Annotated in this window: 20 protein-coding genes; 12 read left to right on the top strand and 8 right to left on the bottom strand. The window is 45.8% G+C overall.

Features of this window, described 5'->3' with window-relative positions; genetic code table 11:
• Positions 1-15 precede the first annotated feature (15 nt).
• The 4 genes from DTO96_RS07980 to DTO96_RS07965 all read left to right on the top strand — a co-directional run bounded on the left by DTO96_RS07980 (position 16) and on the right by DTO96_RS07965 (position 5,815).
• Complete coding sequence (locus DTO96_RS07980) at positions 16-1,554, top strand: NAD(P)H-hydrate dehydratase (RefSeq protein WP_114563011.1); 1,539 nt, start codon at positions 16-18, stop codon at positions 1,552-1,554.
• A gap of 196 nt (positions 1,555-1,750) precedes the next feature.
• Complete coding sequence (locus DTO96_RS07975; protein ID WP_225972459.1) at positions 1,751-2,005, top strand: FeoA family protein; 255 nt, start codon at positions 1,751-1,753, stop codon at positions 2,003-2,005.
• Between the two features lie 65 nt (positions 2,006-2,070).
• The gene (gene feoB, locus DTO96_RS07970; protein WP_444542317.1) at positions 2,071-3,960 is read left to right on the top strand and encodes a ferrous iron transporter B; all 1,890 of its coding nucleotides are present in this window, start codon (positions 2,071-2,073) and stop codon (positions 3,958-3,960) included.
• Positions 3,961-4,084: 124 nt separating this feature from the next.
• Positions 4,085-5,815, top strand: coding sequence for a SulP family inorganic anion transporter (locus tag DTO96_RS07965; RefSeq protein ID WP_225972458.1), 1,731 nt, complete (start codon positions 4,085-4,087; stop codon positions 5,813-5,815).
• Here DTO96_RS07965 and DTO96_RS07960 read toward each other — a convergent pair.
• Entirely contained in the window at positions 5,781-6,704 is a 924-nt protein-coding gene (locus DTO96_RS07960) for an NAD(P)-dependent oxidoreductase (protein WP_114563009.1), read from the bottom strand. The two genes, DTO96_RS07965 and DTO96_RS07960, sit on opposite strands and share 35 nt — an antisense overlap.
• A gap of 50 nt (positions 6,705-6,754) precedes the next feature.
• Positions 6,755-7,321, bottom strand: coding sequence for a cob(I)yrinic acid a,c-diamide adenosyltransferase (locus DTO96_RS07955; RefSeq protein ID WP_114563008.1), 567 nt, complete (start codon positions 7,319-7,321; stop codon positions 6,755-6,757).
• A gap of 317 nt (positions 7,322-7,638) precedes the next feature.
• On the opposite strand from DTO96_RS07955, the gene DTO96_RS07950 reads away from it, so the two are divergent.
• Complete coding sequence (locus tag DTO96_RS07950; protein ID WP_114563007.1) at positions 7,639-8,148, top strand: disulfide bond formation protein B; 510 nt, start codon at positions 7,639-7,641, stop codon at positions 8,146-8,148.
• Positions 8,149-8,232: 84 nt separating this feature from the next.
• Here DTO96_RS07950 and DTO96_RS07945 read toward each other — a convergent pair whose 3' ends face one another.
• Positions 8,233-8,718, bottom strand: a complete 486-nt coding sequence (locus DTO96_RS07945; protein ID WP_114563006.1) for a YajQ family cyclic di-GMP-binding protein — start codon at positions 8,716-8,718, stop codon at positions 8,233-8,235.
• A 116-nt stretch (positions 8,719-8,834) separates the two neighbouring features.
• Between DTO96_RS07945 and murB the strand changes: the two genes are divergently transcribed.
• From murB to tilS, 4 genes are all read left to right on the top strand, one after another.
• The gene (gene murB / locus DTO96_RS07940; RefSeq protein ID WP_225972457.1) at positions 8,835-9,899 is read left to right on the top strand and encodes a UDP-N-acetylmuramate dehydrogenase; all 1,065 of its coding nucleotides are present in this window, start codon (positions 8,835-8,837) and stop codon (positions 9,897-9,899) included.
• A 141-nt stretch (positions 9,900-10,040) separates the two neighbouring features.
• Positions 10,041-10,586 (top strand): VUT family protein, encoded by a 546-nt coding sequence (locus tag DTO96_RS07935; protein ID WP_114563004.1) that lies wholly within the window; start codon positions 10,041-10,043, stop codon positions 10,584-10,586.
• Between the two features lie 161 nt (positions 10,587-10,747).
• Positions 10,748-11,707: an acetyl-CoA carboxylase carboxyltransferase subunit alpha gene (locus tag DTO96_RS07930; protein WP_114563003.1), complete on the top strand. Its 960-nt coding sequence runs from the start codon at positions 10,748-10,750 to the stop codon at positions 11,705-11,707.
• On the top strand, positions 11,685-13,025 hold the full coding sequence (gene tilS, locus DTO96_RS07925) for a tRNA lysidine(34) synthetase TilS (RefSeq protein ID WP_114563002.1): 1,341 nt from the start codon (positions 11,685-11,687) through the stop codon (positions 13,023-13,025). The genes DTO96_RS07930 and tilS overlap by 23 nt, the downstream gene beginning before the upstream one ends.
• A gap of 121 nt (positions 13,026-13,146) precedes the next feature.
• Here the strand turns inward: tilS and DTO96_RS07920 are convergent, their stop codons facing one another.
• Together DTO96_RS07920 and DTO96_RS07915 are read right to left on the bottom strand one after the other, a co-directional pair.
• On the bottom strand, positions 13,147-13,788 hold the full coding sequence (locus DTO96_RS07920) for a transferrin-binding protein-like solute binding protein (RefSeq protein WP_114563001.1): 642 nt from the start codon (positions 13,786-13,788) through the stop codon (positions 13,147-13,149).
• Between the two features lie 521 nt (positions 13,789-14,309).
• Positions 14,310-15,305 (bottom strand): site-specific integrase, encoded by a 996-nt coding sequence (locus DTO96_RS07915; protein ID WP_225972456.1) that lies wholly within the window; start codon positions 15,303-15,305, stop codon positions 14,310-14,312.
• Positions 15,306-15,465: 160 nt separating this feature from the next.
• Between DTO96_RS07915 and DTO96_RS07910 the strand changes: the two genes are divergently transcribed.
• Positions 15,466-16,593, top strand: a complete 1,128-nt coding sequence (locus tag DTO96_RS07910; protein WP_225972455.1) for a DNA-binding protein — start codon at positions 15,466-15,468, stop codon at positions 16,591-16,593.
• A gap of 150 nt (positions 16,594-16,743) precedes the next feature.
• On the opposite strand, the gene DTO96_RS07905 is transcribed toward DTO96_RS07910, so the two are convergent.
• The 3 genes from DTO96_RS07905 to DTO96_RS07895 all read right to left on the bottom strand — a co-directional run bounded on the left by DTO96_RS07905 (position 16,744) and on the right by DTO96_RS07895 (position 19,405).
• Complete coding sequence (locus DTO96_RS07905; RefSeq protein WP_114562998.1) at positions 16,744-17,049, bottom strand: hypothetical protein; 306 nt, start codon at positions 17,047-17,049, stop codon at positions 16,744-16,746.
• Between the two features lie 147 nt (positions 17,050-17,196).
• Positions 17,197-17,916 carry a type 1 glutamine amidotransferase gene (locus DTO96_RS07900; RefSeq protein WP_114562997.1) on the bottom strand — a complete coding sequence of 240 codons (720 nt, stop codon included), beginning with the start codon at positions 17,914-17,916 and terminating at the stop codon, positions 17,197-17,199.
• Positions 17,917-18,031: 115 nt separating this feature from the next.
• Positions 18,032-19,405, bottom strand: coding sequence for an aspartate aminotransferase family protein (locus tag DTO96_RS07895; RefSeq protein WP_114562996.1), 1,374 nt, complete (start codon positions 19,403-19,405; stop codon positions 18,032-18,034).
• A gap of 231 nt (positions 19,406-19,636) precedes the next feature.
• Between DTO96_RS07895 and speB the strand changes: the two genes are divergently transcribed.
• Positions 19,637-20,566, top strand: coding sequence for an agmatinase (gene speB / locus DTO96_RS07890; protein ID WP_114562995.1), 930 nt, complete (start codon positions 19,637-19,639; stop codon positions 20,564-20,566).
• 56 nt (positions 20,567-20,622) lie between these two features.
• Entirely contained in the window at positions 20,623-21,591 is a 969-nt protein-coding gene (locus tag DTO96_RS07885; RefSeq protein ID WP_114562994.1) for a methyltransferase domain-containing protein, read from the top strand.
• The last annotated feature ends 4 nt before the right edge of the window (positions 21,592-21,595 follow it).

The raw sequence follows: 21,595 nt of genomic DNA, 5'->3' as shown, positions 1-21,595 counted from the left end.
TTTAAAGGCGTTGGCATGAGGCAAAAAAGCAGCGATCAATTGCAGGGTTCACTTAAAATCTTTGACCTTGATGCTTTACGGGCAATAGAGCGTCAAGCAGAACATGAGCACGTTGATTTGATGGATATCGCAGCGAATGAGGTTGTTGATTGGGTGGTTGCGCGCTATCCTGTGACTTGCCGCATCTGGGTGGCCGCAGGTGCTGGAAACAATGGCGGGGATGCTTTGTTTGCAGCCCATCGGCTGCACCAGCGTGGTTTTGATGTCACTGGTATTGTCATTGCCGTGCCTGTAAGCCCTGCAACGCAAAAGGCTTTCGAGTTGTGTCGATCTGCGGGCATGAACTTGATTGAGCATTTCTCTGATTTAAGTAACATCCAAAACACCCCCGATTTGATCATTGATGGTTTATTGGGCATTGGCTTGAGTCGCGCACCCAGCCCACCTTTGACTGCGTTGATTGAACAATTAAATGCGGTCAATGCACCCATTTTGGCATTGGATGTGCCTTCTGGCTTGGATGCGGGCACAGGTTGTGCAGCAGGTGCATTGATTCAAGCAAGTGACACCTTGACTTTTTTAGGGCATAAATCGGGTTTGTGGATGGCGGATGGGGCGGATGCCGTTGGACATGTTCATTTGGCTGATTTGGGTTGGGTTAATGGTGACCTCGATTGCGGGACAAAATCGCCTGAGTCTTTGGGTGAATTGAATTTAAATCACCGCATGGCGCGCTCGTTGTTGATTCGTCCACGCAACAGCCACAAAGGTCGATTTGGCAGTGTCGCCATTGTGGGCGGCAATCAAGGCATGCTGGGTGCTGCTTTACTTGCTGGACGTGCAGCTTTGTCTGCTGGTGTGGGTAAAGTGTGGCTAAATGTGTTGGATGAACGCTTGGCTGTGGATCCTGCGGCACCCGAGCTCATGATTCGCCAAGCTTTAAGCGATGTGAGTGCAGCAACAGCGGTGGCAATTGGCCCAGGTTTGGGGCAAGATGACGCTGCACACAAGGTATTTCAAACAGCTTTTGACCTTGTGCTCAGTGCCGATAAAACCACCATGGTGATTGATGCAGATGCCTTGAATATTATGGCGCAACAGGCTGAATTTAAATATAAATTACAACAAAATCAGGCACGTGCCATATTAACGCCACATCCAACCGAGGCGGCTCGTTTATTGGCTTGCTCAACCGCTGAAATCCAAGCCAACCGTGTGCTGGCAGCTCAACAGTTGGCCAAAGCATACGCCAGTGTGGTTGTGCTCAAGGGGGCAGGAACGGTGATTGCAAAACCCAATGGATCATTTCGGGTCAACACCTCGGGGGGCAGTGCTTTGGCGGTCGCAGGCCAGGGGGATGTGTTGTCAGGTGTGATTGCTGCGTTACTGGCTGTGGGTGTGCCACCATTTGAAGCGGCAAGCTTGGCGGTATACGTGCATGGTTTGGCTGGTGATCGTTATGAACAAGATGCAGGCGGGTCGATTGGGTTAAGTGCAAGCGCAACAGTTTCTTTAATCAGTCTCGTACTCAATGGGTGGTTGGCATCCAATTGATGAAATGAATGAAATAAAAAATGTGATTTTCTTAAATACAACGGCTGCTTTGATGAGGTTTCATTGAAATTTGATGTGAAGGTGAGTGACAACGCGATGGCCGATAATATCCCCAATATTTAAAAGACCTGATAGGGCAAGTGAAAAGTGTTATCATTCGTCTTATCTTAAACCATCTCGCAAGTAGGGCTTAAACATGCAACGCACCCACATGACTTTAGATCAAGCATCTTTAAATCAACCGTTGATTGTGCGTGCCGTTCATGCCTTTAAAGCCCCTTCAGAATGGGTGCATTGGCTCGAGGACATTGGTTTTATTGCAGGCGAGCATGCAATGATTTTAAAACGACCTTTAATCTCAGGTGGTGCTTTGGTGGTGCGCATTGGTTTATCCACTTTTGCTTTGCATCCAGAAGAGGCCGCATGTGTTGAGGTGACAGCATTAATCTGAGTGATTAAATAAATCATTTTTTTGATTGGCTTGTTTTTTTGTTTAATGCAATTTTATACCGTTAGATGTTGTTCAATATGAATCAAACCCCCATTCAGTTTTACCCCAGCGGCACATTGGTTGCACTTGTTGGGAATCCAAATTGCGGTAAAACCGCTTTGTTCAATTTACTCACCGGCAGTCGCCAAAAAGTTGCCAATTATGCTGGTGTCACGGTGGAGCGTAAAGAGGGTTCATATGAACTGAAGGATGGTAAAAAACTGCGTATTCTGGATTTGCCAGGCACTTACAGTTTATACCCCCGCTCCCCAGATGAGAAAGTGACGTGTGATGTGTTGGCGGGCAAGGCCCGAGGCGAAAAGAAGCCCGATTGGGTGATTTGCGTGGTCAATGCAACCAACCTTCGCCGTGGTTTGCGCCTTGTGCTTGGTGTGAAAAGCATGGGGTTGCCGATTGTGGTGGCGGTGAACATGATGGATGTGGCTGCAAGGCGTGGCATCCACATTGATTTGGATGCTTTGTCCAAAGAATTGGGCTTGCCTGTTGTGAGTACCGTGGGTGTCAAAGCGGATGGCGCAAGGGGTTTGGAACATACCTTAAATGGTTTAGCCACTTTAAAACCAAGCACAAATGCCCCAAGCATGGTCGATGAGTTGGATCAAAGTCAAAGCGATCAAGCTCGCGTGCGCACAATTTTACACAACATTAAATTGGATGATGCCGTGCCTCATCTGCCAACCGACCAACTGGATAAAGTATTTTTGCATCCACTGTGGGGGTCATTGGTTTTGGCTGTGGTGCTGTTTTTGGTTTTTCAAGCTGTATTTTCATGGGCCAGTGCGCCAATGGATTTGATCGAGAAACTGACCTCGCTCACGGGTGAGTGGGTGGGTTCAATTTTGCCTGAGGGCATCATCAAGAGTTTTGTTGTGGATGGCCTGATTGCTGGACTGGGTGGGGTGATTGTCTTCTTGCCGCAAATCATCATCTTGTTTTTCTTTATTTTATTGCTCGAAGAGTCGGGCTACTTGCCTCGTGCGGCTTTGTTATTGGATCGTTTAATGGGCAGTGTGGGGCTGTCAGGGCGATCATTCATCCCTTTGCTGTCTTCATTTGCTTGTGCGATTCCTGGAATTATGGCGGCACGCACGATTCCCAACTCCCGCGATCGGCTGGTGACCATCTTGATTGCACCGCTGATGACCTGCTCTGCACGTTTGCCTGTGTATGCCTTGTTGATTGGGGCATTCATTCCACAAAAAACCGTATTTTATGGTGTCGAGTTGCAAGGGATTGTGTTGTTTGTGCTGTATTTTGCGGGTATATTTGCCGCATTTTCAGTGGCTTGGGTGTTGAAACAATTTGGTCAGCATAAACACACGCGCACATTGATGATGGAATTGCCCGATTACCATTGGCCTAATGTGCGTAATTTAGCCATTGGTTTGTGGCAGCGGGTCGAGATTTTCATGCGGCGTGTGGGTGGTATTATTTTGACTTTGACCATTGTGATGTGGTTTTTAGCCAGTTTTCCAAATGCGCCAGATGGTGCAACGGGTACGGCGATTGAATATAGTTTTGCAGGGACTTTAGGACGTTGGCTGAACGTACTTTTTGCACCGATTGGTTTTAATTGGCAAATCAGTATTGCTTTGGTGCCTGGATTGGCTGCGCGCGAGGTGCTTGTGAGCTCTTTGGCAACGGTCTATGCATTGTCCAGCGGTGATGATGGCGGGGCACTCATGCCCATCATTGCTCAACAATGGTCAATGGCGACAGCGTTGTCTTTGTTGGCTTGGTTTGTGTTTGCACCTCAGTGTTTATCCACTTTGGCGACAATCAAACGAGAGACTGGTGGCTGGAAAATGCCTTTGATTGCAGCAGGTTATTTATTTGCATTGGCTTATCTTGCTTCTTTCATCACTTATCGGGTGGCGCTGTCTTTTGGTTTTTAAGAGGCAAAATGGACATCATGACCTATGCCATCTATGGTTAAATAGGCATAAATAAAACATAAAATACTGCCCATTCAACGCACTGCTGACAATCGTTTGGGCTTATCTTCTGAAAGTTTTCATTGTGCCCAGTCGTTTCTTCATTTTGCGCCACATGCTGACTCGCATGCTCAATCCATCCGATTGGGTGGCGGGCTTGTCTATTGCAGGCTTGCTTTTGCCTGAAGCTGTGGCTTACTCACGCATTGGTAATTTACCCATGCAGTCGGGTATTGTTGCTTTGTTTGCGGGTTTGCTGTGTTACGGGGTGTTGGGTAACAGCCGCTTTGCCATTGTATCGGCCACCTCATCTTCGGCTGCTTTGCTCGCAGCGTCTGTATTGCCTTTGACTGGTGAAGATGCGACCTTGCGCATGGTGTTTGCCTATGGTTTGGTGATGGTCACTGGGATGATGTTTATTGTGGCGGCGATGGCTAAGGTCGGCAGCATCACGGATTTTATTGCCAAACCTGTTTTGCGTGGCTTTTCTTTTGCTCTGGCATTTGTCATCACCGTGCATCAGTTTGCTTTGTTTGTGGATGTGAAACCAACCTATACCGATGTGCCCCGTTATGTGTTTGTTTTGATTGGGGACTTTTTTCAGTGGAATTGGTTTGGTTTTGCATTGGGGGTGTGGGCTCTGTTCTTAATTCAATGGCTGTCTCGCTATCGATATGTTCCTGCGGGTTTGATTGTCATCGCATTGGGTATACTGCTGGGGTATTTTTCTCCACTGTCAAACCATGGCATTCACTTGATTGGCAACATTGATATTCAACTGAATGCGCCTTCCGTGGGCAGGCTCTCATACAGCGATTGGATGCGTTTACTTGAGTTAGGTGTGGCGATGCTGTTGATCGTTTATGCCGAATCTTACAGCTCAATCCGCACCTTTGCCACCAAACACAAAGATGAGGTCGATCCCAACCGAGATTTGTTTGCTTTGGGCGTGTCTAATTTGGTTTCAGGCGCATTTCATGGCATGCCTGTTGGGGCGGGTTATTCGGCCACTGCGGCAAATGAAAGTGCGGGTGCGGCCAGCCGATGGGCGGGATTGGTCGCTGCATTATGCGTATTGATGATGTTGTTGTTTTTGTTGCCGTGGCTGGCATACACGCCAGAACCCATTTTGGCTGCCATCGTGATCCATGCGGTGAGCCATTCATTGAGCCTCAATAAGTTGAAACCCTATTTTAAATGGCAGCGTGATCGCTTTATAGTGTTGTTTGCGATTGGAAGTGTGTTGGTATTGGGGATCTTGGATGGCCTATTGGTGGCGATTGGCATCAGCTTATTGATGACCCTTAAACGGTTTTCAAGCTCCAGTTTGTCCGAGCTGGGATGCTACCGTGATGGCCATGATTATTTGACTTTGGCATCAAGCAATGATGTGCACACGATCCCAAACATTTTGATACTTAGACCGAATGAACCTTTATTTTTCGCGAACATTGAGCGCGTGGTGGCGGAGATTCAACGGCGTGTTAAATCTTTAAACAATGTTGTCGTTACGGTGATCCTAAGCCTAGAAGAAACCCCAGATTTGGATAGCACAACACTTGAAAGCCTTAATGAGCTGATGGTGTCTTTTGAACACAACCACAATCATTTGATCTTGGCTCGGTTAAAAGAGGCGGTGTATGAGCTGCTGACTCAGGGCAATGGGGCAACACCGTGGCAGCATGTTGCTTTGAGCCGATTAAGTGTATCGCATGCGGTGAAACAAGCTCAGCAAACGATGCACAGCAATACACTCGACCATGAGCAGGCTGCAAACGATGTTATGGATGATCATCCTGTTGATGAAGTAAAGTGATTAAACTGGACGTGTCCCAACGTTGACCACCTTGTTGTTGTATGATTTTATAAAAGCCATCAATGAGGGTGGTAATGGGCAAGCTGGCTTCAATCTTTGCTGCTTCATCAAACACCAATCCCAAGTCTTTGCGCATCCAATCGACCGCAAAACCAAAATCAAATTTATTTTGCAGCATAGTTGAACCTCGGTGATTGAGTTGCCAGCTCTGTGCAGCACCTTTGCCAATGACTTGCAAAGCTTTCTCCATGTCCAAACCTGATTTTTCACCAAAAGCAATGGCCTCAGATAAGCCTTGTAAGAGACCTGCGATACAAATTTGATTGACCATTTTTGTCAGTTGACCGCAACCCGACACACCCATCAGCGTCACTGCTTGCGCATATGCAGACATGATCGGCTGTGCGAGCTCAAATGCAGTTGAACTTCCGCCACACATGATCGTCAATTGTCCGTTAATTGCACCCACTTGACCGCCAGAAACAGGGGCATCAATAAAATGCAATTGTTTTGCTTCAGCAAGCACATACAATTCGCGTGCAAGGGTTGCACTGGCCGTGGTGTGGTCGCAAAAAATCGCATCTGGCCGTGCGCTGGAAAATGCGCCGTCGACGTGTTCATCTCCAAGCAACACTTGCGTCACATCGTCATCATTGCCAAGACAACTCATGATGAAATCAGCATCAATAGCAGCTTGTGCGGGTGTTTTGGCATAACTGACATCGAATGTCGCATGGGCATCACACCACGCCATGGCTTTCTCAGTTGTTCGGTTGTAAACCACCACACGATGGCCAGCATGAGCCAAGTGCCCAGCCATGGGCGCACCCATAACACCCAGACCCAAAAATGCAATGGTGCGTTTGTCGGTTTGTGAGTATGTGTTCATAGTGTCCTTTACGATGCAACATTTTTTCAGTGCTTATGAAAAATTCATGTTCATAAACGATTACCACGCCAATAGGTCTCGGCATGTTGGGCATTTTGATTCAGCACGCGCGCCATGATGAAAAAAACATCGGAGCATCGATTGAGGTATTGGGCACATGCATCATTCATCGTTTCAACTTGTGCCAATGCCACCATACTTCGCTCCGCACGCCGAGCCACACTTCGGCACACATGCGCTTGACTGGCCGCCAACACGCCACTGGGCAGAATAAACTCTTTTAATGGGGGGAGGGTTGCATTGGACTTCACGCTCCACTCATCGAGGCCATTCACAGCACCCTTGGTTAGAAAAACAATGCCTGGAACTGCCAATTCAGAGCCAATTTCGAATAAATGGTGTTGGATTTCAATGAGAAAGGCATCCAACTCACGATCTGCTTTGTTCACATGTGCGCGTAAACGACTGCGCAACAACCCAATGTGTGAGTTTAACTCGTCAACATCACCCATTGCCATAAATCGAGGAGCCGATTTTGAGTGACGAGAACCATCCGCAAGGGCGGTTGTGCCATCATCCCCTGTTCGGGTTGTGATTTGGTCTAAGCGAGCAGTCATGGTGTCCTTTGGTTGTTTTATTGATGGATTAATTATAATCGATGAAAATCAAAGGGAGATTGTTTTCATGTTTTTCGAAAAAATTGTATGAGGGTTTGTCCTAATACAAATGAAAAGTATTGTTTTTTGTTTATTTAAAATTCGTTATAAAGCGTATTTATTTAAACAATAAATCGCTTTCGATATTAAGATTTACAAATAAAATGGTGAGATAAAATCATAATATGAATTTTACGTATATTTAGCTCATGTTTCTCGATGTTTCTGACGTATAATTGCATTGGTTATCACGTTAAATCGGCTTTTAAGATCATTTTATGAATAAAACATTAAAAAGCAAAAATATTTTTACTCCCCGTGCGAGCACATATCGCTTCAGTTACGCACTGGTTTTTTTATTAAGTGTCGCGGCATTAGGGGCTGCGTGGTACTTGCAAAACATCAAAGATTTGGCACCTTGTCCATTGTGTATCATGCAACGCTTTGGCTTTTGGGCATTGGCTATTTTTTCTTTAGTAGGACTCATTCAAGGCACGCTCAGTAAACCGATGAATGTCATTGCCGCTTTTACGGGTTGTTGTGCTGTCGGTGTTGCGGCTTATCACAACTGGAAATTGATGCAACCTAAGTTTGAGTGCGGCATTGATCCCGTTCAAAACTTTGTTAATGATTTACCAACCGCGCATTGGTGGCCAGACATGTTCATGGCAACAGGGATGTGCGGTGCTAAACTGCCTTTGGTTTTGGGTCTGGGTATTCCTCAATGGTCTTTGCTCGTACTGTTGAGTTTGACTCTGATTTTTGTGTGGCGTTGTCTGAAGGGTTGAACATTTGATTGAAGAGGTTGCTTCATGAGTCTCAATGATAAAAGGCACAAATACTGTGCCTTTTATCATTCTCGGACCTTAAGATCAATCGCGGAAATTGTCAAAAGTCAGGGGCAAATCATCCATGTCTTTGCGCAATAACGCCATGGTGGCTTGCAAATCATCGCGCTTACCGCCTGTGACACGCACCGCATCGCCTTGAATAGAGGCTTGTACTTTGATTTTACTGTCTTTTATGGCCTTAACAATTTTTTTCGCATCGTCTTGTGCCACACCATTTTTAACTTTAATCAGTTGCTTGACTTTGTCACCCGACATTTTTTCGACTTTTTCTTCAACTAAAAACTTAGGGTCTACATTGCGTTTGGTGCATTTGTTGCGCAAGACATCCAGCACTTGCTCGCGCTGAAATTCTGAGTCTGCATGAATTGTGATGTCAAATTCTTTCAGCTCGACTTTGGCACTTGAACCTTTGAAATCAAAACGACCTGTGATTTCTTTGTTGGTTTGATCAATTGCGTTGCGCAGTTCGACTGCATCGGCCTTTAAAACGGTGTCAAATGATGGCATTTTTTCCTCGAATAGGATGTTTAAACAAATTTGCGATGAATTGCATAAAATAAATCATGGTTGAATTATACCTGATTGATATAATACGAGACCATTTGAATTTTATCAAAGTAAACATGACTCTTTCTTCCATGCAACACAATGTTGATCTGACCCAATACAACACCATGGGTTTCACCGCTCATGCAGTCAATTATTTAGCGATTGATGCTGATGATGATTTGGCTGCATTTTTTCAAAACAATGACCTCCAGCAAGCTCACATGGATTGTTTTGTATTGGGTGGCGGCAGTAACCTCGTCCTGACCCGTGATGTCACGGGTGCGGTGTTGCACATGCGCCAACGAGGCATTCGCATCATGGATGAGTCGTCGTCTCATATTCGTGTGGCTGTGGCTGCAGGTGAAGTGTGGCACCATTGGGTCATGCATTGCATTGAACGGGGTTGGCTTGGTTTGGAGAATTTAGCACTCATCCCTGGCTCAGTTGGGGCATGTCCAGTACAAAACATTGGCGCGTATGGCGTTGAGGTCAAAGACACCATTGATCATGTGAAGGCGTGGGATCGCGCACAACACGTCTGGGTGCATTTAAGCAATGCTGAGTGTGGCTTTGCTTACCGCGACAGTGTGTTTAAAAAGGAATGGTTGATAGTGAGTGGTCAACCACAATCCCGCTACATCATCACAGAAGTTGTGTTTAAGTTGCTCAAGGATGCGAGTCAATGGCGGCCAAAAATGGCTTATGGGGATGTTGCGGCCATGGCGACATCTTTGGCTGGAAGTGAGTCGATTCAGGCAAAGCACGTCGCTCAAGCGATCATTGCGATTCGCCAAAGTAAATTACCTGACCCCGCGGTACTTGGCAATGCGGGCAGCTTCTTTAAAAATCCAATTGTTTCTGTTCAACAGCTTGAGAGGTTAAAAGCTTCTTTTCCAACCATTCCAAACTACCCTCAAGCCGATGCGTCGGTTAAAATTGCTGCGGGTTGGTTGGTAGAGCAGGCGGGATATAAAGGCATGCGCGATGGTGCAGTGGGCGTGTATGAAAAGCAAGCGCTGGTGTTGGTGCATCATGGTGGCGGTCAAGGTCGTGATTTAATGGCTTTGGCACAACGCATCAGTGATGGTGTTTTTGCCAAGTTTGCGGTGAGAATCTCTCCTGAGCCTATTGTGTATTAAAACCTGTTGTTTATTCGTGTATAAAAACTTCAATGTTTTGTTCTTGTTAAGTAAATATCACGCATCGCCACGAACGGATGTGTTACCAAAGTGTTTGCTGGTTGTGGTGATTGATTTTTTTGATGGTCATAAAAGGAAAAAATGATTAATTTATTCAGTTTGCTGTATTTGCTGACGGTCGTTGTCGCCAACCTTGCCTTTGCGCACTTCATGCAAGGTGAAGACATGAAGCAGTTATTGATTGTGGACGGCGTGATTTGTTTCTTGATGATCGGTTTCGATATGGCGATTCGGGACAAGCTACACGATGCTTGGGAGCACCGAGGCTTGTTTTGGAAGATGCCAGCTTTGATTTTTGCAGGTTCTGTTGCAAGCTATGTCATTAACAAAGATGCTGCTCAAGTGGCGCTTGCCTCATTTACAGCCTTTGCTGCTGCGGGTTTTATCGACTTTTTGGTTTATCACGCTTTACGCCATAACAGCCATTGGCTGCGAGTGAATGGCTCCAATTTGTTGAGTGCTGCAGTTGATTCACTTGTGTTTCCTTTTATTGCATTTGGTTTACCCATGCAATGGAATTTTTTTAGCGTAGAATTCATCACGAAAGTACTCGGCGGCATCGTTTGGTTTGTGTTGTTGGGTTTGATTTGGCAACAACGAAAGTATTTCTCAGCTTCTCAACGTTAATTAAAAACACCCGAACATGCATCAATTGAATTTTATATTGAAATGCACGTTCGTTCGCTGGTTTAAATCAATGGCTTTTGTTAAAATGCCGTCATCACACAATCAGCAATGAATCAACCATAACAATTCACATTGTGAACCGTTGTCAATAAGGAGCAAATGTGCGACCAACATTTTTAGATTTCGAACAATCGATTGCCGAGCTGGAAGGCAAGATTGAAGAGTTACGCTTGGTGCAGAGTGATTCTGCCGTGGATATTTCTGAGGAAATTTCTCGCTTAAAGAAAAAGAGCGATGAGCAAACCAAAGACATTTATTCAAAGCTCAACTCTTGGCAGGTGTCTCAAGTCGCGCGCCATCCGCAACGCCCGTACACGCAAGATTACATCAATGGCATTTTCACCGATTTTCATGAATTGCATGGTGATCGCTCTTATGCCGATGACTTATCCATTGTCGGCGGTTTGGCTCGTTTTGATGGGGCCGCTTGCATGGTCATTGGCCACCAAAAAGGCCGAGATACCAAAGAGCGTTCGATGCGTAATTTCGGCATGCCGCGCCCAGAAGGTTATCGTAAAGCTTTGCGTTTAATGAAAGTGGCAGAAAAATTTAAATTACCTGTATTCACTTTTATTGACACCCCAGGTGCTTATCCTGGTATCGGAGCTGAAGAACGTGGACAATCTGAAGCGATTGGCCGTAATTTATTTGAAATGGCAAAACTCAACACCCCGATCATCGCCACCATCATTGGTGAAGGTGGTTCAGGCGGTGCATTGGCGATTGCGGTGGCTGACACGGTGATGATGATGCAATATTCAACATATTCCGTGATTTCACCTGAAGGTTGCGCATCTATTTTATGGAAAAGCGCAGACAAGGCGTCTGAAGCCGCAGAAGCTTTGGGCTTGACAGCTCCGCGCATTAAACAACTTGGCTTGATTGATAAAATTGTGAGTGAGCCTATTGGTGGGGCGCACCGTGATTACAAACACACGGCACAATTGTTAAAAAATGCATTGGCTGATGCATTGACCCAAGCACAAAGCGTGTCGATTAAAGAATTATTGGAATTGCGTATGAATCGCTTAATGGATTATGGTAAATATTCAGAAAAATAACCCAGAATTGAGCACGGAAAGCGGTGAGTCGATCACCGCTTTTTTATTGTCTGAGTTGCGAAAGATGCCACTTTCGGGATCATTCGCGGTTGCGGTCAGTGGCGGCATGGACTCAATGGCTTTGTTGCACGCCTCACACCATGTGGCCTGTGAGCGTGGCGTTGAGCTTTATGCTTTTCACGTGCACCACGGTTTGCAAGCTGAAGCCGATGCTTGGGTTGAATTTGTTCAAGGTTTTTGTGCGGATAAAAGTATTCATTTTAACCATGTTCAACTTGATCCCAGTACTCGAAAAAATGCCCAAAGCATTGAAGACTGGGCACGTCAAGGTCGTTATGCGGCACTGGCCCATATGGCGCAATCCAGCCAAGTGTCATGTATCTTATTGGCACAACATGAAGACGATCAAATCGAAACCCATTTATTGCAAAAAGCGCGAGGTGCGGGGGCACGAGGTCAAGCGGCGATGCCTACTGAGTTTCAACGTTTTAACACCACTTGGCGTCGGCCTTGGTTGAGTGTGGGTCAAGCGCACATCCGTTGCTATGTTGCACATCACGTGGTGCCTTATGTGTTTGATCCTTCAAACCTTAATCCACAGTTTGCCCGAAATGCACTGCGAATTGGACATCATCAAGCCCCGTTGAGTGTTAATGATCGTTTACAAATTCTCACAGATATTCAGATGGCGCAAATGAGTCTTGCACATGACAATGCGTGGGCTGAAGGCATTTTGCTGCCGCATTACATTGAATCTAAAAATGACATTGGAGAGGTGTCATGCTTGCAAAACCTGATTCTCAGGGACTACACCGATGAACAACAAGCCACATTGATTCGCCATTGGCTGGCCTCTGTTGGAATGCGCATGCCAACGAGGTCGGCACTTAAGGAGCTGATTAGGCAGCTCAATAACTCACGCATAGACCAGCACATGTGTTGGAAACATCCCGATGGCGGTGTGGTCACGCGTTTTCGCAACACATTCATCATTGGCCGTTTGTTCCCTGTGGGGCATGTGGGCAAGTTGAAGCAATTACCCATGACTCACGATGTGTATGGTGTGGATATTGAACGGTTGAAAGCTTTTGGCTTGACGATGCAAATGCGCAGTGGTGGTGAGCGCATTCATGTGCACCCTAAGCGCCCAATCATTGATCTGAAATTGGCTTATCAAAATGCCCAAGTGCCGCCCATGCTGCGGGCACACTTGCCTTTGATTTATTGTGGCGATGCATTGGTGTACGCGGCTGGGATCGGTATGAACATTGATGAATGTGTGTTGGGTGGTCAGTCGTTGGCTTGGTCTGTTGATTGAATATCACAATGGCATAGGCATCGAATGCGGTCCATTGCAGCTCAGTACAGCTCATTTGATATAAAAAAAGCATCAAAAAATAGCAATGCCATTTTTTGATGCTTTTTTCTTTTTACAAGCGTTATTGCTTATCGCCACCAAAAGAAAAATCCAAATTTGGATTGTCAAACCGTGCAATACCAACAAACTCAATGCCATTTGGACCATAAAATTGGCCTGAGAACTTGCCTTTATCATTACCTGACTCAACGGTGCCTGTGAGGGTATCGCCTTGCATTTTGCCGTGCATCACAATGCTGTTGCCAAAAGTGTATCGATCGGGGATGGACACGCTGAATCCTTCAAAGCTGTTTTCATTAAAATTCAATGCATAAGTTAAGCGATTGTCATAAACCGATTGGTTTGCCGAGCGAAGGGCACGTCCATAGTAAATTTGATCGTCACGGAGATCCATCTGTTGGCTGGGGGCATCGCCCATCGCAAACACGTCCTGTTGGCCTGTGCGTGAATTCCATGCCCCATAGCGGGTGTATGTGTACGTGGTTCCACCGACGCCAAGTACATCAGGATTTTCTGTTCGAACCATGCCATTGGTTTTAAAAGAGATTTTTTTTAAATCAGTCGCAACCCCTTTGGGATTGGTGTAAATAAAATCTTGAACTGCGCGTTTTTTCTGAAGCGTTGCACCATTGTTGGATTGGTATGAACTGCAAGAACTGAGGGTGATGCTGAAGGTAAGCAATATTGTTTTTATAAATTTCATGATTCACGCAGGTTAATTGATGGGCTGCGCGATTGTAGCGAATTAATTGATTTTTGTAAACTTACTTATGCCGTTTTCTATATGAAAAATATCCACTTAAAGGCCATTGTGGTGATTGGACTCAGTGTGCGATGAATTTAAAAAATGAAGTCTTGTATGTGGCAATAAAATGATGTCAAGAAAGTCTCCCTAACTCTCAATTGACATCATCGAATGATAGCGCATCTCTCTTAAGATGAGATGTGAACTACAATCAGGGGGTAACGACCCCCTGTATTCTTATGTTAATCAGCAAGCAATGGGCATATGACATCCTGTTGTAATAGGGGGCGCAAGTCATGTTGTTAAAGCGGCGATGGCCATGAGGCGAAACACCTGTGCTTGTTTACTTCGATGGTAGTCTTTTTATCCAATTCATGCAATATGATTTTTCATTTTTTTAAGTCCAGACCCGAAATGTTTATTGGATGTTGAATTGGGTATCTGCACTTGGGCGGCAATCGCTTGAAATGCAGCGTGTCTCACTCAATCAACGGTGTTGTTAAATGCCCTGAAATCCCGCGCTCAATGCGCTGTTTTGAAAATGGATCTGCGTTTTCAATATAGCGCATGGCCGATTGCATGTTTTTCCAACCCACATACTCCATAAGCGTTTTAATGTCCCAACCATTGGATGAAGCCCAATTTGCGAAGCCCCGCCGCAGTGAATGCGCACTGTATTGAGTGGCCAAATCGATGTGTGCATCTGCAAGCAATGACCTGAGCAATGGAATTAGGCTGTCTTTGTGTAAGCCATCGTTGCCAATATGCCCCCATTGGCTGACCGATCGAAACACTGGACCTGATGTCAGCCCTGACAGTTCAACCCATGCGAGATAGGCTGAGACAGGGCAGAGTTGAGACAGTGCGGGTGTTTTAAAGCTGCTGCCTTTAAGTTGTCGGTCACCCTTTGTTCGTGGAAAGTAGCAAATCATGCCCTCACTCGGAATGACCTCCACGTGCTCAATGCGCAAGCCAATCAGCTCATCCCCTCGAAAACCACGCCAAAAACCAAGCAACAACATGGCTTTGTTGCGCGTGTGCTTCAATTCGTCGCCCCGACAACCCGCTTGTTGGGCGGCCTCAATGGCTTGATCCAACCAAGCCGTCACCTGTTTCAATTGCTCTATTTGAAAAGGCTTTGCGCGCTTTTCTCGGGCTGGATGGAGTGTTTGTACGCCTCGAAATACTTTTTTTACCAAGGGCGCTTTGGTGGGATCAGGAAAACCTTGCTCAATGTGCCATTGCGCGAGTGCCGCCAGTCGCTGCCTGAGTGTGTTGAGCGACAAGATTTCTGCGTAATCGGCCAAATATCGGGCCACGCTTTCAGCTGTGGCTGGTAAGAAGCCTTTCCATTCGAGTTCGAAATGTCGAATCGCCGATTGATAACTTTTGCGCGTGTTGTCCCGTGTCGCGGCCTCAATGTAGCTGTTCAATTTATTCATGTCTGTGGGTTGGTTTATTTTATCGTTGGTCATGTATTTGAAAAATGGTGTTTTTGAGGTTCAGATAAAAAAGGACTTTTTCAATTGGGCGTTTTTTAAAATGTTTTTTTTGCCATATTCAGTACATGCGATAAAGGTGTAATGGATGCAATTAGAGGATAAAAAGCATTGTTTTTCCAAATAACACTGGATAATGCCATATTATACTGTGTTAATTTATATTGAAATTATATTTATTTTCAATGTAAAATATTATGTAATTACATGGTATGTAATACATTATCAAATTCGGAGGTTACCCATGGCGCGCACTGGTCTTTATAAATCACAAGTCAAAAAAGCCAGAGATTCACTATTGATGAACAACCGACACCCTTCTGTGGATGCGGTGCGGATTGAACTTGGCAATACAGGCTCTAAAACCACCATTCACAAATACTTAAAGGAGCTGGAAGGGGAGGATGGAGGGGTAAAAGGATTGCAAGTAACGCTCAGTGATGAACTAAAAAACATGGTTTCACTGCTGGCGCTGCAATTGCAAGAAGAGGCAAATCAAGAGCTTGTTGAAGTGAGGGCTGCTGGGGTCGTTGCACTTGAAAAGCACATGGAACGCATGCAAGAATTACATAATGAATTTGAGCAGCTGAAAGAACATTTGCGTTTGGCCGATGTCTCTATTGTTGATGAACGTCAAGCCCACGAGAAAACCCGATTGATGTTGCAAAATGAAGTCATCTGTCGTCACACCTTAACCCAAGAGGTGCATGACCTCAAGGAGCGTTTGGCTGAAAGCGATGCGTATAGACAATCTCTGGAGGAGAAACACCAACATGCTCGCGATGCTTTGGTGCATTATCGCGAGTCAATGAAAGAACAGCGAGAGCAGGAACAACATCGTTATGAGCAGCATATTCAACAGTTACAAGCTGAGCTGCGCTTGGTGCAGCAAACGGTCATTGTGAAACAAGATGAAGTGACGCGTTTGAGTCAGGATAAAACACGTTTATTGACTGAATTGCAACACATTCAGGAAGGACTTGATAAAGAACACATGAGCCATCTAAACACCATCGAACAATTGCAAGTTTCAAAACAATTGAACCTCCACATGGAGGTGCTAAAGGCTCAGATCGTCGACAGGGATGCGTTGATGTTAACCGCCCGCAATCGGCTCGATGAAGAAGAAAAGAATGTCAATTTATTGAATGAACAGTTGCGTGAGCTTCAATTAGAAATTGTGGCTGCGCATGCAAAACTTGAGGCACAGTTGAGCATTGCTGATGAAGTGCGACGCTTCATGCAAGTTAAGGATGATTTTTGAGGATGGACGACTGGAGCTGGATTGGGAAGGTCGATGTAAGGGCAAGCTGTCATTTTAGTGCTGTCTGACAATAAAAAGCCAAGTGAATGATTTAAGTTGTCATTCACTTGGCTTCGAACAGTGTGTTTGTCATCGGATGTTTCTTGAGCTTTAATCACTGCGATGCTGATAGCCAAGCTCTACCTGACCATACACTTGCACCGATGACCTTTGATTCAGGTGTTCTTTAAAGCGTTGCAAGGCTCGACCTTGTTCTGTGAGTGGAATTTCGCCTTTGATGCCAACAAAGGAGTTTGAATTTCCTTGTTTATCCGAGACCTTATTGGCCACATCAAAAAAAAGCTGGGGGCCGCTGCTCAGTTTTAAGCCCACCGTTGCGGGTGTCTCGTCGTTTGCACATGCCAAACTGCTGATTAAAATGCTTGCAGCAAAAAGAGCAGGTTTAAAATTCATCATGTTTCTTTCATAATGGATTGATCGATCACATGCTTTTGATGTGAGTTATTGGCATTAGTTTACACTTAAATCATGGGCGAATCGTGACTCGCCGCATAAAATCCACAATCCACAATTAATACCCCCAGCCTTGATGCCAAATTGCTTTTATTTGGATTGATCCACATTGGACAACCAGCGTGTGTACAGTTGACGGGCAATCGCTTGAGCCGACTCCGCATACACCCAATTCTCACGTCGAATGCGTTCTTCACCGTGAATGTTGGTGTCATTGGCCAAAGCAAGGTCATCCCGTGCAGTGTCAAGCCAGTGATTGATTTTCTCGGGAATCGCTTCAACATGAAATTGCATGCCCAAGTGAATGCCATCCACAGAGAACGCTTGGTTTAAACAGTACAAACTGCCAGCCAATAACTGTGCATTGGGAGGGGGCAGATAAGTTTCGTTGTGCCATTCAAATAAAGTGACGGGGGTTAAACTACCAAACCATTCGTATGCAGCTGCCGTGTGCAAAGGATTGACCGTGTGCCAGCCTATTTCATGGTAAGGGGCTGGGATCACGATGCCGCCCAATGCACGCGCCAATAACTGACCGCCCAGACAATGGCCAATCACTGGAATGTGATGCTCCACGGCTTCTTTTATCAATGTCATGGCTTGAGTGAGGTGAGGGTGTCCAATTTCATCGTTGGCGCTCATGCCGCCACCCATGATACCAAACCCACTGTAATCGGTGATGGTCAGAGGCAATGTGTCGCCTGCAGCCACATTGATCAGCTCAAATGGAATTTCCCAGTTGATCAAGCAATCGGTGAAATAAGCAGGCCAATCGTAATGTGCATGTTGCAATACTAAAATGGGTTTCATAATAAAACTCGTTTCATGATAGAAGGGTGATAAAGCATCACCTTCCGTTTTTTAAATTGTAAAGATCAATTAACAACAGTGTAATATCGACTCAATCATGTCTGAAAAACCTAAATTAAGGCTGACACAGTTCTTTAACGCATGACTCAAACGCCATTAAAAATTGTTCAATATCGGCATCGCTCGTTTCAGGGCACACCAGTGTCATGTTATGAAAAGGAGTGATCATGACCCCTCGGTTGAGTAAATACAAGTGAATCGCTTGTTCAAGTTCCGCATCCATTGCGGTTTCAGCTTCAGAGCCATTTTTGGGTGATGTGGCACAAAACTGAAACTCACTGCGCGCACCCAATTGTGTGACACTCCAGGACAAAGCGTTGCGGTCGATGATGTCCCGCAAACCTGCTGAAAGCTTGCTTTGCTGGACAATGATTTGGTTGAAAGCTTCCTTGGTTGCCACTTCGGTTAAATTCGTCGCCAATAAAGCCATGGTCAACATGTTGCCTGATAATGTGGTGCCGATACCCGAATGACCGGGGGGCGCGATTTCTTTGGCTGTGCGCATGCGCTGGGCAATGCTTTCACTCATGCCATACACGGCGCAAGGCAAACCGCCTGCAATGGCTTTACCTGCGACCAACATGTCGGGCAAAAAATCACATAAACCAGTGTAGCCTGAATACCCTGCACTGATTGTGTGTGTTTCATCGAACACCAATAACGTGCCTGTTGCATCGCATGCCTCGCGCAATTGAGCTAAAAAGCCATTTCTAGGCAAGACCATGCCGCAATTGGTTAAGGCCGGCTCAGTGAGCACACAAGCGAATTCACGACTGGCCAGTTTTTCACGCACCGCTTCGATGTCATTGAATTCGACCACATCGGTGAATTGGGTGAGGTCATAGACTTGACCCAATAAACTGGCGCGAGTCGAAGGTGGGGCGCTGGGGTCATTGGGGTTTAAATCAACAAACACGTCATCAATTGTGCCGTGATAACACCCATTAAACACCAAAATTTTCTTACGCTCTGTGATGGCACGTGCCCAACGCACCACAAAGCGATTGGCATCAGTCGCCGTGGTGGCCAGTTGCCAGAAAGGCAGGCCAAAACGTTCGGTTAAAGACTTGCCTGCGATTGCGGCATCAGCCGTTGGTAACATGGCGGTATAGCCTGTGAATGCAGCGGTTGCTAAACGTTGAGCAACAGGTGAAGGGCTGTGACCAAACATGGCGCCCGTATCGCCCAAACAAAAATCAGCGTACTCGTGGCCATCCACATCAGTGAAATGTGCACCTTGGGCTCGCTCAACAAACAGTGGCACGGGTGTTCCCCAATCGGCCATCCAGTGCAGGGGGACGCCAAAGAGGTAATGTTGCTCTGTTTGTTCAGCAAGCCGAGCCGATTGTGGGCGGGCTTGTAAAAAGGCTTGGGCTTCTCGTTGCGCGATGGATCTGATTCGATCGCGCGAAATCGTGGGTGTGGTCATACGGGTCTCCTTAAAATGAATCATAAATCATGTGTTTTTAGTAAGACTGCACTTTTATAGTGCAGAACTGGTATTTTCCACCAAAATACCGTGCAATGGTTGAGCCAATCGCTTATTTAATGGGCATCCACTTATAAGAAATGCTATTGTGATGCCATATGCATCCTGTATTTCGATAAACTGTTTTGATATTCATTAGTGTGAAATCATCGATTAATAAAGGAGACCCACATGGCATTTGCATTCATGAGCCAAAATCGTTTTTTAGCTGTACCTCACAATCAAAATGACACCGTTTTCGGCATTGCAGGTGTGCCATACGATGGGGCCGTGACCAATCGGCCAGGGGCACGTTTTGGCCCTGAAGCGATTCGTCGCGCCAGTCAAATGCTATGTGATGGCACACACCCATACTTTGATGTATCGCCTTTTGAGTGCTTAACCGATGTAGGTGATTTGATGATGCCAAACACAACGATTGAAGGCATGCGTGCATCATTGGCTGAACAAATACCTGAATTATTGGCCCAATACCACATGTGCTGGCTGGGAGGTGACCACTCGATCACACTGGGCTTGTTGCGTGCTTATCGCACATGGACGGGGCGACCTTTGGCTGTGCTGCATTTTGATGCGCATTGCGACACGTGGGAGGATCATTTTGGTGAACCATCGGGACATGGCACATGGGTGTATGAAGCGATTCAAGAAGGTTTGGTCGATGCAGAATCCTTTGTCCAAATTGGTATTCGTTCCGCAGGTGTGCGAGAAGCACGTGAATACGTTAAGGATCAAGGCGGCACGATTTTTACTGCCCGTGACATGCGTGGTTTAGAAACATTGGGTGAACTTGAGCCTGTATTAAAAACAGTGCGTGAAAAATTAACGGCCAAAGGCTTGCCCTTGTACTTAACGATTGACATCGATCACCTTGATCCCGCATTTGCACCAGGTACGGGGACACCCGAGCCGGCGGGCATGAGCACCAATCAAACATTTACTATTTTGGAGCAAACCGCTGATTTGCCATGGGTCGGTATGGATTGTGTGGAAGTTGCTCCTGCCTACGATCATGCCGAGCTGACCAGCAATGCCGCGGCGCAGATTGTTTGGACTTATTTGGCAGGACAGACTAAAAAGCACTTAAACCAAACGCCATAAAGGTGGTATGCATGATTGTGCATACCACCTATGTTGTGTGTTTATAGGGGGGGCATATGATTGAAGAGGGTGGGTTTAGCGAGTTTGATTACCTGGATGCAAATGCGGATGTTAAAGAGGCCATTGCATTGGGGCAATTTTCGTCGGCTTATGAGCACTACAAACTGTATGGCCATAAGGAAGGGCGTCTACTGAAAAGGGCGTTATCGAGGAAGGAAAAAGTATTTTGCTTAATTGATAAATCGGGTCTGGGTTTAGAGATTGGTCCCAGTCATAATCCTTTGGCACCAAAAAAGGAGGGCTTTAATGTGAAAATTGTGGATCACGCCAGTGCCGCTGATCTACGCGCAAAATACATCAACCACCCGATCAACCTTGACAACATCGAAGAGGTTGATTTCGTTTCTGAAGGCCAGCCACTCTCTGAATTGGTGGGTTCACTCAATGCTTACGATTGGATCATCGCCAGCCATGTCGTTGAGCATTTGCCCAATTTAATTTCTTTCTTTCAAGAGTGTGAAAAAATCCTAAAACCAGGTGGGGTGCTGTCACTCGTTGTGCCCGACAAACGTTATTGCTTTGATCATTTGGGAACATTGACCTCGACCGGCAACCTTTTGGATGCTTGGCACGAAAAACGCAGAAAGCCCTCACATGGTCAGGTTTTTGATTACGTGGCCAACTCATGTCAACGGGGTGAAGACATCACATGGAACGAAAAAAGCATGGAAAAACTGTCTCTCATGCACACGTTTGCCAATGCAGAACACAGCTGGCATCGCTCGATTAAGGCGGTGGATTATATTGATGTGCATTGTTGGCGATTTACGCCCAAGTCTTTTGAGTTGATCCTCTTGGATTTATTTTTGTTAAAATTATCCAATCTAAAAACCGAAAAACAATACCCCACTGCAGGTTGTGAATTTTATGTGAGTTTGGTGAAACAAAAAAATGAGGTTTCCAATGATGTTAACATTGACTCCAGAATGTCGATATTGGAATCCATTCAAAATGAAATCAATTAAAAGG

The sequence above is a fragment of the Ephemeroptericola cinctiostellae genome, from assembly GCF_003339525.1.
Taxonomy (GTDB): domain Bacteria; phylum Pseudomonadota; class Gammaproteobacteria; order Burkholderiales; family Burkholderiaceae; genus Hydromonas; species Hydromonas cinctiostellae.
The sequence above is the reverse complement of the archived record's forward strand: the minus strand, read 5'-3'. Positions and strand labels throughout refer to the sequence as shown.